Annotated in this window: 11 protein-coding genes; 8 read left to right on the plus strand and 3 right to left on the minus strand. The window is 67.9% G+C overall.

Translation table 11 applies throughout. The features are described 5' to 3' along the window. Positions 1 to 3: 3 nt before the first annotated feature. From ABL838_RS04085 to ABL838_RS04095, 3 genes are read right to left on the minus strand one after another with little or no spacing between them, the layout of a single operon-like run. Complete coding sequence (locus tag ABL838_RS04085) at positions 4 to 936, minus strand: SMP-30/gluconolactonase/LRE family protein (RefSeq protein ID WP_418124303.1); 933 nt, start codon at positions 934 to 936, stop codon at positions 4 to 6. Between the two features lie 32 nt (positions 937 to 968). Continuing rightward, on the minus strand, positions 969 to 2,495 hold the full coding sequence (locus tag ABL838_RS04090; protein WP_418124305.1) for a UxaA family hydrolase: 1,527 nt from the start codon (positions 2,493 to 2,495) through the stop codon (positions 969 to 971). A gap of 29 nt (positions 2,496 to 2,524) precedes the next feature. Next, positions 2,525 to 3,241: a FadR/GntR family transcriptional regulator gene (locus ABL838_RS04095; RefSeq protein ID WP_418124307.1), complete on the minus strand. Its 717-nt coding sequence runs from the start codon at positions 3,239 to 3,241 to the stop codon at positions 2,525 to 2,527. A gap of 150 nt (positions 3,242 to 3,391) precedes the next feature. On the opposite strand from ABL838_RS04095, the gene ABL838_RS04100 reads away from it, so the two are divergent. The 8 genes from ABL838_RS04100 (at position 3,392) to ABL838_RS04135 (ending at position 10,566) form a co-directional block, all read left to right on the plus strand. Further along, positions 3,392 to 4,144 carry an SDR family NAD(P)-dependent oxidoreductase gene (locus ABL838_RS04100; RefSeq protein ID WP_418124309.1) on the plus strand — a complete coding sequence of 251 codons (753 nt, stop codon included), beginning with the start codon at positions 3,392 to 3,394 and terminating at the stop codon, positions 4,142 to 4,144. A 25-nt stretch (positions 4,145 to 4,169) separates the two neighbouring features. Continuing rightward, on the plus strand, positions 4,170 to 5,018 hold the full coding sequence (locus tag ABL838_RS04105; RefSeq protein WP_418124311.1) for a fumarylacetoacetate hydrolase family protein: 849 nt from the start codon (positions 4,170 to 4,172) through the stop codon (positions 5,016 to 5,018). Positions 5,019 to 5,126: 108 nt separating this feature from the next. After that, complete coding sequence (locus ABL838_RS04110; RefSeq protein ID WP_418125830.1) at positions 5,127 to 5,906, plus strand: GntR family transcriptional regulator; 780 nt, start codon at positions 5,127 to 5,129, stop codon at positions 5,904 to 5,906. Positions 5,907 to 5,925: 19 nt separating this feature from the next. After that, positions 5,926 to 7,128 (plus strand): ABC transporter substrate-binding protein, encoded by a 1,203-nt coding sequence (locus tag ABL838_RS04115; RefSeq protein WP_369659703.1) that lies wholly within the window; start codon positions 5,926 to 5,928, stop codon positions 7,126 to 7,128. A gap of 127 nt (positions 7,129 to 7,255) precedes the next feature. Continuing rightward, entirely contained in the window at positions 7,256 to 8,128 is an 873-nt protein-coding gene (locus ABL838_RS04120; protein ID WP_369659702.1) for a branched-chain amino acid ABC transporter permease, read from the plus strand. Then, on the plus strand, positions 8,125 to 9,105 hold the full coding sequence (locus tag ABL838_RS04125) for a branched-chain amino acid ABC transporter permease (RefSeq protein WP_418124312.1): 981 nt from the start codon (positions 8,125 to 8,127) through the stop codon (positions 9,103 to 9,105). The genes ABL838_RS04120 and ABL838_RS04125 overlap by 4 nt, the downstream gene beginning before the upstream one ends. Next, positions 9,098 to 9,859, plus strand: a complete 762-nt coding sequence (locus tag ABL838_RS04130) for an ABC transporter ATP-binding protein (protein WP_418124314.1) — start codon at positions 9,098 to 9,100, stop codon at positions 9,857 to 9,859. Before ABL838_RS04125 ends, ABL838_RS04130 begins: the two co-directional genes overlap by 8 nt. After that, the gene (locus ABL838_RS04135) at positions 9,856 to 10,566 is read left to right on the plus strand and encodes an ABC transporter ATP-binding protein (protein ID WP_418124316.1); all 711 of its coding nucleotides are present in this window, start codon (positions 9,856 to 9,858) and stop codon (positions 10,564 to 10,566) included. The genes ABL838_RS04130 and ABL838_RS04135 overlap by 4 nt, the downstream gene beginning before the upstream one ends. The last annotated feature ends 13 nt before the right edge of the window (positions 10,567 to 10,579 follow it).

A 10,579-nucleotide genomic window follows, 5' to 3' on the forward strand; every position in this document is an offset into this window, starting at 1 on the left:
GGATCAGGCTCCTTTCGCGTTCAGTGTGATGGCGTAGAGCGACGTGGTCGCGCAGATGAAGAGGCGGTTGCGCTTGGGGCCGCCGAAGCAGACGTTGGCCACGCGCTCGGGCAGCAGGATCTTGCCCAGCAGCGTGCCGTCGGGGTGGTAGGCGTGCACGCCGTCGAGCGCGCTGGTCCAGATGCGGCCTTCGGTGTCGAGGCGGAAGCCGTCGAAGAGGCCACTGGTGCACTCGGCGAAGACCTCGCCGCCGCTCAAGGTGCGGCCATCGGCTCCGAGCTTGAATTTTCGGATGTGCCGGGGACCGTCCGCCGCATGGCTGGCTCCCGTGTCGGCGATGTACAGCAGCGATTCGTCCGGCGAGAACGCCAGCCCGTTGGGCTTCACGAAGTCGTCGGCCATGAGTTCCACTTCGCCGCTTTGCGGATCGATGCGGTAGACATGGCAGGCGCCGATCTCGCTTTCGGCCTTCAGGCCTTCGTAGTCGGAGAGGATGCCGTAGCTCGGATCGGTGAACCACACGGCGCCGTCCGAGTGCACCACCACGTCGTTGGGCGAATTGAGCCGCTTGCCCTTCCAGTGCGAGGCCAGCACGGTGACTGTGCCGTCGTGCTCGGTGCGCGTCACGCGCCGCGTGAGGTGCTCGCAGCTCACCAGCCGGCCCTGGCGGTCGACCGTGTTGCCGTTGGTGTTGTCCGATGGCTCGCGAAAGGTGCCCACCGTGCCGTTGACTTCGTCGAAGCGCAGCATGCGGTTGTTCGGGATGTCCGACCACACCAGCGTGCGGTGCGCGGCGAACCACGCGGGGCCCTCGCACCAGCGCGCGCCGGTCCACAGGCGCTGCACGCGCTCGGGGCCGGGAGTGCAGCCCTTGAAGCGCGGGTCGAGTTGCTCGAAGCCGGTGCCTTCGAGAAAGCCGAAGGGAAGAGTTGCCATGCCGTTCCTCGCCGTCGATGGGTTCGCTCGGTTCACATCACCGCACCGACCTGCCACGGCACGAACTCGTTCTGGCCGTAGCCGTGCTGCTCGCTCTTCGAGTGCGCGCCCGATGCGGTTGCCAGCACCAGCTCGAAGATGCGCTGGCCCATCTCCTGGATCGACGCGGTGCCGTCGACGATCTCGCCGCAGTTGATGTCCATGTCTTCCTCCTGGCGCTGCCACAGCGCCGAGTTGGTCGCGAGCTTGAGCGAAGGCGAGGGTGCGCAGCCGTAGGCCGAGCCGCGCCCGGTGGTGAAGCAGATCAGGTTGGCGCCGCCGGCGACCTGGCCTGTGGCGCTCACCGGGTCGTAGCCCGGCGTGTCCATGTAGACGAAGCCATGCGCGGTGACGGGCTCGGCGTATTCGTACACCGCCTCGAGGTTGCTGGTGCCACCCTTGGCGACCGCGCCCAGCGACTTCTCGAGGATGGTGGTGAGCCCGCCGGCCTTGTTGCCCGGCGAGGGGTTGTTGTTCATCTCGCCCTTGTTGATGGCGGTGTAGTGCTCCCACCACTTGATCCGATCCACCAGCTTCTGGCCGACTTCGCGCTTCACCGCGCGGCGCGTGAGCAGGTGCTCGGCGCCGTACACCTCGGGCGTTTCGCTGAGGATGGCCGTGCCGCCGTGCGCCACCAGCAGGTCGACCGCCGCGCCCAGCGCCGGGTTGGCGCTGATGCCCGAGTAGCCGTCGGAGCCGCCGCATTGCAGCCCGATCGTGATGTGCGCCGCGCTGCAGGGCTCGCGCTTCACCGCGTTGGCGCGCGGCAGCATTTCGTTGATGAGCGCCACGCCCTTCTCGACCGTCTTGCGCGTGCCGCCCGTGTCCTGGATGTTGAAGGTGCGGAGGTTCTCGCCCTCGGCCAGGTGGCCGGTCGCGAGCCAGGCGTTGATCTGGTTGGCCTCGCAGCCCAGGCCGACCACCAGCACGCCCGCGAAGTTCGGGTGCGTGGCGTAGCCCGTGAGCGTGCGCTCCAGGATCTGCATGCCCATGCCCTGCGTGTCCATGCCGCAGCCGGTGCCGTGCGTGAGCGCGACCACGCCGTCCACGTTGGGAAAGGCCGCCAGCGCCTGCGGATTGGTCTTGCGAGAGAAGTGGTCGGCGATAGCGCGCGCGGCCGTGGCCGAGCAGTTCACGCTGGTCAGCACGCCGATGTAGTTGCGCGTGGCCACGCGGCCGTCGGCGCGCTTGATGCCCATGAAGGTGGCTTCGCGCTTGGTGGGGGCGGGCTTCACGTCGGCGCCGAAGGCGTAGTCGCGTTCGAAGTCGCCCTTGTCGGGGCCCATGTCGAGGTTCTGCGTGTGCACGTGCTCGCCGGCGGCGATGGGGCGGCTCGCGAAGCCGATGATCTGGTTGTAGCGGCGCACGGGCTCGCCCTGCGCGATGTCGCGCATCGCGATCTTGTGGCCCGGCGGAATCAGCCCGCGCACGGCCACGCCTTCGACGGCGGTGCCGCCGAGCAGCTGGGAGCGCGCGATGACGACGTCGTCGGCGGGATGGAGTCGGATGTAGGGAGTCATCGTGGTGTTCTTCCTCGGGTCCTCGGGGTTCAGGAAGCCTTGGTGCGGCGCCAGCTCGCGCTGAACCGCTGGTGGAACTTGTCCATGTGTTCGTGCATGGCGCTTCGAGCGGCGGCCGGGTCGCGCGCGGCGATGGCCTCGAGGATCAGCTCGTGCTCGCCGATGGCGACCTGCCACGACTCCATGGTCTCGAAGTAATCGATCATGCGGGCGAAGATCGGCCCGTGCCGCGACTCCCAGAAGCCTTGTACCGTCTCGGTCAGTACCACGTTGTCGCAGGCGTTGACGATGGCCAGGTGGAAGGCGCGGTCGCCCTCGTGCGGCACCTCGTTGCGCGCGGCCAGCTCGCGCATCATGCGGATGGCGCGGCGCATGGCGTCCACGTCCTTGCGCTTGCCGTACTGGGCCGCGGTGGCGGCGGTCTCGCCCTCCACCATGCGGCGCGCGCGGATGATTTCGAGCGGTCCCCATTCGATGCCCGCAGCGCCATTGGGCGGCGCAGGCGTGCGGCTCGAGCGGTCGAGCACGTACACGCCCGAGCCGGTGCGCACCTCGACCCAGCCCTCCACCTCCAGCGCGATCAGCGCCTCGCGCACCGACGGCCGGCTCACGCCCAGCTGCCGGGCAAGGTCGCGCTCGGCGGGAATGCGCGCGCCCACCGCGAATTCGCCCTTGCCGATGAGCTCGCGCAACTGTTCGGCGATCTGGCGATAGAGGCGCTGGGGTGCGAGGGTCTGGAGCGGCACGGAGGAGGGCGGGAGACGCGAAGGGGAGAGGAAAAAAGCGGTTAAGGGTTGTCCTGAATTGGCCAAGTGGTCAGGCCAATTCAGAATACGCCAGATCGCCCGCACCATCATCGGGCCAAACCCGAGGACATGGCCGAGGAGACGACCCAATTGAACCAGCTCGACTTCAACGGCCGCCACGCGGTCGTCACCGGCGGCGCCACGGGCCTGGGCTTCGGCATCGCGCAGCGGCTGGTCGCCTCGGGCGGCAGCGTCACGTTGTGGGACCGCGATGAAGCCGCCGCCGCAAAGGCCGCCGAATCGCTCGGCGACAGGGCCTTCGCGCTGAAGGTCGACGTTTCGCAGCAGTCCTCGGTCGCCAGGGCGGTAGCCGACACGATGGCGCACGCGCCGCGCATCGACGCGCTGGTCAACAGCGCCGGCATCACCGGCCCCAACACCAAGCTGTGGGAGTACCCGGTGGACGACTGGCGCCAGGTGATGGAAGTCAACATCAACGGCGTGTTCCTGTGCTGCCGCGAGGTGGTGGCGCAGATGCGCAGGCAGGGCGGGGGCCATGGCCGCATCGTCAACATCGCCTCGGTGGCCGGCAAGGAAGGCAACCCCAACGCCAGCGCCTACAGCGCGAGCAAGGCGGCCGTCATCGGCCTGACCAAGTCGCTCGGCAAGGAACTGGCCGACACCGGCATCCGCGTGAACTGCGTGACGCCCGCGGCGGTGAAGACGGCCATCTTCGACCAGATGACGCCGGAGCACATCGCCTTCATGCTCTCGAAGATTCCCATGGGCCGCTTCGGCACCGTGGAAGAGGTGGCCGCGATGGTCGGCTGGCTCTGCACGGAAGATTGCTCGTTCTCCACCGGCGCGGTCTTCGACCTCTCCGGTGGCCGCTCCACCTACTGATCAATCAATGCACTGAAAGGAAAGCATGAAACTCGTCCGCTACGGCAACCCCGGCAAGGAAAAGCCCGGCCTCATCGATGACAACGGCCAGCTGCGCGACCTCAGCGCCGTCGTCAAGGACATCGGCCCCGACCAGCTCGGCGACGCCGCCCTCGCCAAGCTGCGCAAGCAGAAGGTCGACAAGCTGCCGCTGGTCAAGGGCAAGCCGCGCTTCGGCTGCCCGGTGGCGAACGTGGGCAAGTTCATCGCCATCGGCCTGAACTACGCGGACCACGCGGCCGAATCCGGCCTGCCGGTGCCCAAGGAGCCGGTGGTGTTCACCAAGGCCAACAGCTGCGTGCAGGGCCCGAACGACCCGGTGATGCTGCCCAAGGGCTCGGTCAAGACCGACTGGGAAGTCGAGCTCGGCGTGGTCATCGGCACCCGCGCGCGCTACGTGCCGCAGAAGAGCGCGCTCGACTACGTGGCCGGCTACTGCACCATCAACGACATCAGCGAGCGCGAATACCAGATCGAGCGCGGCGGCACCTGGGACAAGGGCAAGGGCTGCGACACCTTCGGGCCCATCGGCCCCTGGCTGGTGACACGCGACGACGTGCCCAACCCGCAGAAGCTGGCGATGTGGCTCGACCTGAACGGCAAGCGCGTGCAGACCGGCAACACGAAGACCATGATCTTCACCGTGGCCAAGATCGTGAGCTATGTGAGCCAGTTCATGACGCTGATGCCGGGCGACATCATCACCACCGGCACGCCCCCCGGCGTGGGCATGGGCATGAAGCCGCCGCTCTTCCTGAAGAAGGGCGACGTGATGACGCTGGGCATCGAAGGCCTGGGCGACCAGCGCCAGGAAGTGATTCCCTTCAAGCTCTGAGCTCCTGCCGCCAGTTTCGATGAAGGCGCCTCCGGCGCCTTTTTTGCGGCTTCAAATGTCCCATTGACAGAACATTAAAACTGCAAAACCATCAACGGCATGTCGCAGATGCCCTTGCCGAAATACCACCAGATCTATCTGGTGCTGCGCGAGCAGTTGCACGAAGGCCGCTTTGCGGAGGGCCTTCCCGGCGAACTGGCGCTGATGGGGCAGTTCAACGTGGCGCGCGTCACCGTGCGCCGCGCACTCGAGCAGCTGGCTTCCGAAGGGCTCATCGAACGCAATCCCGGGCGCCGCACGCGCGCGGTGCCGCCGGCCGGCGGTGAAGGCCCGGGCACCAGAGGCATGGAGCGCGCCAACCTGCGCGGCCTGCTCGAGAACCTCGTCACCATGGGCCTGCACACCTCGGTCAAGGTGATCGAGGTGGCCACCATCACGGCATCCACCCAGGTGGCCGAGGCGCTGCAGCTCCAGCTCGGCGATGCGGTGCAGAAGGCGGTGCGCGTGCGCTCCACCAAGGAGGGGCCGCTCTCGCACATCACGACCTACGTGCCCGACACCATCGCGCGCCGCTTCGGTCGGCGCGAGCTGTCGAAGAAGCCCATCCTGGTGCTGCTGGAGGAGTCGGGCGTGAAGGTGGGGCGCGCCCACCAGACCATCTCCGCCCGGCTGGCCGACAACGTGCTCGCCCAGCACCTCGACGTCTCCGTCGGCTCGGCCCTGCTCGCGGTGCGCCGCCTGATCTACGACGAGGACGAGCGGCCCGTGCAGTGGCTGCACGGCTTCTACCGCCCCGACCGCTACACCTACGAGATGCAGCTTTCCCGCGTGGGCAGCATCGACGCGAAGGTGTGGGTCAGCAAGGACGTGTCAGCCCAGTTCAACTGAAGAGAAAAAGGAAAGCCCCATGCAGAACCGCCGCAGTTTCGTGTCCCGCTCGGCCGCGCTGGCCACCGCCGTCGCCTTCCCGCTCGTGGCTGGCGCACAGCCCAAGACCGTCAAGGTGGGCGTGCTGCACCCGGTCACCGGGGCGCTGGCCTATTCGGGCCAGCAGTGCCGCCTGGGCGCGCTCATGGCCATCGAGGACATCAACGCCGGAGGCGGCATCAAGTCGCTCGGCGGCGCGAAGCTCGAGGCCCTGCTGGGCGACGCGCAGTCGCAGCCGCAGGCCGGCGCCGCCGAGGTCGAGAAGATGAACGAGGCCGGCGTGTCGGCCATCGTGGGCGCCTTCGCTTCCGCCATCTGCCTGGCCACCACGCAGGCCGCGGCCAAGTACAACCTGCCGCACGTGGTCGACGTGGGCGTGGCCGACCAGATCGTCGAGCGCGGGCTGAAGAACACCTTCCGCTTCGGGCCCGGGTACAAGAAGTCGACCGAGGTGGCCATGGCCAACCTGCTGGTGCTCAACAAGGCCGCCGGCAGCCCCGCCAAGACGGTGATGATCATCCACGAGGAGTCGCTGTTCGGCGCCGGCACCGCGCAGCTGCTCTCGCGCGAGCTGCCGGGCTACGGCTTCGAGGTGAAGGAGGTGGTGAAGCACGCCAACCCCACGCGCGACTTCAACAACATCGTGCTGCGCATGAAGTCGGTCAACCCCGACATCGTGATTCCCGCCAACTACTACAACGAATATGCGCTGCTGGTGCGCACCATGCAGCAGCAGAAGGTGGTGCCCAAGGCGATCTTCTCGGTGCTGGGCGGCGCCGCGTCGAGCTACAAGTTCGTGAAGGAGTTTCCGGACGCTGCCAACGGCATCATCGACTGCAACCACTGGTTCAATCCGAAGGACAAGCGCTCGCAGGAGCTGCGCAAGCGCGTGGAGGCCAAGGGCCAGTTCTTCAGCTACGAGGTGTTCATGACCTACACCGCGATGTGGCTGCTGGCCGATGCCATCGAGCGCGCGAAGTCCGCCGAGCGCGCGGCCATCATCGACGCGCTGGAGAAGAGCACCTTCTCCAACCACATCATGCCGTACGGCCCCACGCGATTCGTCAACGGCCAGAACGAAGGCGCGCAGCCGCTCATGACGCAGGTGGTGAAGAACGACATCAAGGTCATCATCCCGCGCGACTACCGCGAGGTCGAGCCGGTCTTCCCGCTGAAGGCCTGAAGCCGGGCCGAGAAGAGGCACCACCCATGAAGCGCTTCGACGGATTCCGGGCATGCACGGAGTCCGGTGAAGCGGCACGCCCACGCAAGACGCACAGCCAGGAAAGCGGCCCAGCCCCCGACAGCCAATGCCAGACATCACCATCCTCTTCCCGTCGGTCCTGAACGGACTCACGACCGGCGCCGTGTACGCGCTGATCGCGGTGGGGCTCACGCTGATCTACGGCGTGCTGCACATCATCAACTTCGCCCACGGCGCGAGCCTGATGCTGGCGCTCTACGCGGTGTACTTCCTCAAGGAGCGCTGGGGCATCGATCCCTACCTGGCGCTGCCCATCGCCGTTGCTGGCATGTTCGCGCTCGGCTATGCGCTGCAGCGCGTGGTCATCAACCGTGCGGGCCATGGCAAGGACGAGAACATCCTGCTGGCCACGCTCGGCATCGCCATCGTGATGGAGAACCTGGCGCTGCTGTTCTTCAAGTCGGACACGCGCAGCATCGACACCGCCTACTCGCTGAGCACCGTGGCCATCGGGCCCGCGATGATCGCCGTGCCCAAGCTGGTCGCCTTCGCCGGTGCTCTGGCGGTGTCGGGCATCCTGTTCTGGATCATGGGCCGCACCGATCTGGGCCGCGCCATCCGCGCGGTGGCCAAGGAGGAGGAGGGCGCCAAGCTCATGGGGATCGACGTCGACCACGTCTACGCGATGAGCTTCGGCATCGGCCTCGCATGCCTGGGTGCCGCGGCCTGCTTCCTGCTGCCTGCGTACTACGTCAACCCGCAGGTGGGCAGCGGCTTCGTGCTCGTGGCCTTCACCATCGTGGTGCTGGGCGGCATGGGCAGCTTTGTGGGCGCGCTCGTCGGCGGCTTCCTGATCGGCGTGGTCGAGTCGCTCGGCGGGCTCTACCTGGGCGAATCGCTCGGGCAGATCGGGATCTTCGCGATCTTCATCGGCGTCGTGCTGTTCCGCCCGCAGGGCATGTTCGGAGCCAAGGCATGAGCGCGGGCGTGAAGCAACTTGCGGGCATCGTGCTCTTCGCGGCCGTCGTCGGCTGCGTGCCGTTCTTCACCCAGTCTGGCGTGATGCTCAACTTCGTGATGATGGCGCTGTACGCCACGCTGATCGCGCAGGCCTGGAACATTCTCGGCGGCTTCGGCGGGCAGTTCTCGTTCGGGCATGCGCTGTTCTTCGGTACGGGCGCGTACATCCAGGCCATCGCGCAGCTGCAGGGCGGCATCAACGCGTGGGTCGCGCTGCCGCTGGCCATCGCGGGCAGCGCGCTGGTGGGCCTGTTCGTCGGCGCGCTGACCTTCCGCTACGGCCTGAAGGGCTCGTACTTCGCGCTCGTCACGCTGGCCTTCGCGGAGGTGTTCCGCATCCTCGCGACCTCGGTCTCGTTCACCGGCGGCGGCGTGGGCCTGATGGTGCCGCTGCGCGAATCGGTGGCGAACATGCAGTTCGCCTCGCGTGCCGGCTACATGTGGGTGGTGCTGGCGATGGTGGTCGTGGCGCTGCTGGTGACCTGGTGGCTGCGCAACGGCCGCTTCGGCGCCTACCTGCAGGCCGTGCGCGACAACGAGGACGCCGCACGCGCCGTGGGCGTGAACCCGTTCCGCGTCAAGCTCGCGGCCATCGGCCTGTCGGCAGCCTTCATGGGCGCGGCCGGCGCCTTCTACGTGCAGGTGTTCCAGTACATCGACGCGGGCATCGCCTACGGCTCGGTCACCTCGGTGGAGGCGCTGGTCGCCGCCATCGTGGGCGGCATGGGCACGCTGTGGGGGCCGGTGCTGGGCGCGGTGGTGCTGCACCTGCTGTCGGACTTCACGCGCAACCTGTTCGGCGAGCTGCCGGGCATCAATATGGTCATCTACGGCACGGTGCTGGTGCTCATCGTGATCTTCCTGCCGCGCGGCGTGGCGGGCCTGGGGCTGTCGGTGCGGCAGCTGTGGAAGGCGAAGGGAGGCCGCGATGAATGAGCCCCTGTTGAAACTCGACAACATCTCGCGCTCCTTCGGCGGCCTGAAGGCCGTGCAGGGCGTGAGCCTGGCGGTGAAGGAAGGCAGCCTCACGGCGCTGATCGGCCCCAACGGCGCGGGCAAGACGACGCTGTTCGCGCTGATGTCGGGCTTCCTCAAGCCCGATACCGGCACCGTGCGCTTCGCGGGCCACGACATCACCGGCCGCGAGCCGCACCGCAACGCCGTGCTCGGCATGACGCGCACCTTCCAGATCGTGAAGCCCTTCGCCGCGCAGACCGTGCGCGAGAACATCGCCGTGGGCGCGCACCTGCACGAGCGCAGCCGCGCCCAGGCGCTGGCCAGCGCCGAGGCGGTGGCGCTGCGCGTGGGCCTGGCGCCGCAGCTCGACAAGCCGGCCTCCGACCTCACCGTGGCCGGCCGCAAGCGGCTCGAACTCGCCCGCGCGCTCGCCACGCGGCCCCGCCTGTTGCTGCTCGACGAAGTGCTCGCAGGCCTCAACCCCCAGGAGATCGCCGAGATGATGCCGGTGGTTCGCGGCATCGCCGACAGCGGCGTGACCGTGCTGATGATCGAACACGTCATGCAGGCCGTGATGAACCTGGCCGAGCACGTGTGGGTGCTGGCGCAGGGCCGGCTGATCGCCGAGGGCAACCCGGCGCAGGTGACCTCCGACGAGCGCGTGGTCGAGGCGTACCTGGGCCACGGCACGGCGGCGCGCCTGCGCAAGGCCGCCGCGGGAGCGGGCGCATGAACCCCTTGCTCGAAATCCGCGGATTGCGCGGCGGCTACGGCCGCGTGGAAGTGCTGCGCGGCGTCGACCTGCAGGTGAATGCCGGCGAGATGGTCGCGCTGCTCGGCAGCAACGGCGCGGGCAAGTCCACGCTCAACAAGATGGTCTGCGGCCTCGTGCCCACCTGGGCCGGCAGCGTGCGCTTCGACGGGCGGGACCTCACGGGCGCGCACTACCGCGAGGTAGTGAAGGCCGGCCTCATCCAGGTGCCCGAGGGACGCAAGGTGTTCCCCAACCTCAGCGTGCTCGAGAACCTCGAACTCGGCTCCTTCACCCGCGCCCGCGAGCGGCGTGCGGCCAACCTCGAGAAGATGTTCCACATCTTCCCGCGCCTGCGCGAGCGCATCGACCAGCACGCCGGCACCATGAGCGGCGGCGAGCAGCAGATGCTGGCCATCGCGCGCGGGCTCATGGCCGAGCCGGTGCTGCTGATCCTCGACGAGCCTTCGCTCGGCCTCTCGCCGCTGCTGGTGGAGGAGATGTTCACGCTGATCCGCGAGTTGCGCGACGGCGGCCTCGCAGTGCTGCTGGTCGAGCAGAACGTGGGCCAGTCGCTGGAGATCGCAGACCGCGCCTACGTGCTGGAGAACGGCAGCGTGCGCTTCTCGGGCAAGCCCGACGAGCTGCTGCAAAGCGACGAACTGCGGCGCGCCTACCTGGGCCTGTGAAGCGCCGAAGAAC

The organism is Variovorax sp. 160MFSha2.1 (assembly GCF_048305075.1).
Taxonomy (GTDB): domain Bacteria; phylum Pseudomonadota; class Gammaproteobacteria; order Burkholderiales; family Burkholderiaceae_C; genus Variovorax; species Variovorax guangxiensis.

Bases quoted from the DNA above. Each gene is read 5' to 3' on its own strand.
- ABL838_RS04135 (WP_418124316.1), top strand. From the start codon at position 9,856: ATGAACCCCTTGCTCGAAATCCGCGGATTGCGCGGCGGCTACGGCCGC.
- ABL838_RS04130 (WP_418124314.1), top strand. From the start codon at position 9,098: ATGAATGAGCCCCTGTTGAAACTCGACAACATCTCGCGCTCCTTCGGC.
- ABL838_RS04090 (WP_418124305.1), bottom strand. From the start codon at position 2,495: ATGACTCCCTACATCCGACTCCATCCCGCCGACGACGTCGTCATCGCG.
- ABL838_RS04120 (WP_369659702.1), top strand. From the start codon at position 7,256: ATGCCAGACATCACCATCCTCTTCCCGTCGGTCCTGAACGGACTCACG.
- ABL838_RS04110 (WP_418125830.1), top strand. From the start codon at position 5,127: ATGCCCTTGCCGAAATACCACCAGATCTATCTGGTGCTGCGCGAGCAG.
- ABL838_RS04085 (WP_418124303.1), bottom strand. From the start codon at position 936: ATGGCAACTCTTCCCTTCGGCTTTCTCGAAGGCACCGGCTTCGAGCAA.
- ABL838_RS04125 (WP_418124312.1), top strand. From the start codon at position 8,125: ATGAGCGCGGGCGTGAAGCAACTTGCGGGCATCGTGCTCTTCGCGGCC.
- ABL838_RS04105 (WP_418124311.1), top strand. From the start codon at position 4,170: ATGAAACTCGTCCGCTACGGCAACCCCGGCAAGGAAAAGCCCGGCCTC.
- ABL838_RS04115 (WP_369659703.1), top strand. From the start codon at position 5,926: ATGCAGAACCGCCGCAGTTTCGTGTCCCGCTCGGCCGCGCTGGCCACC.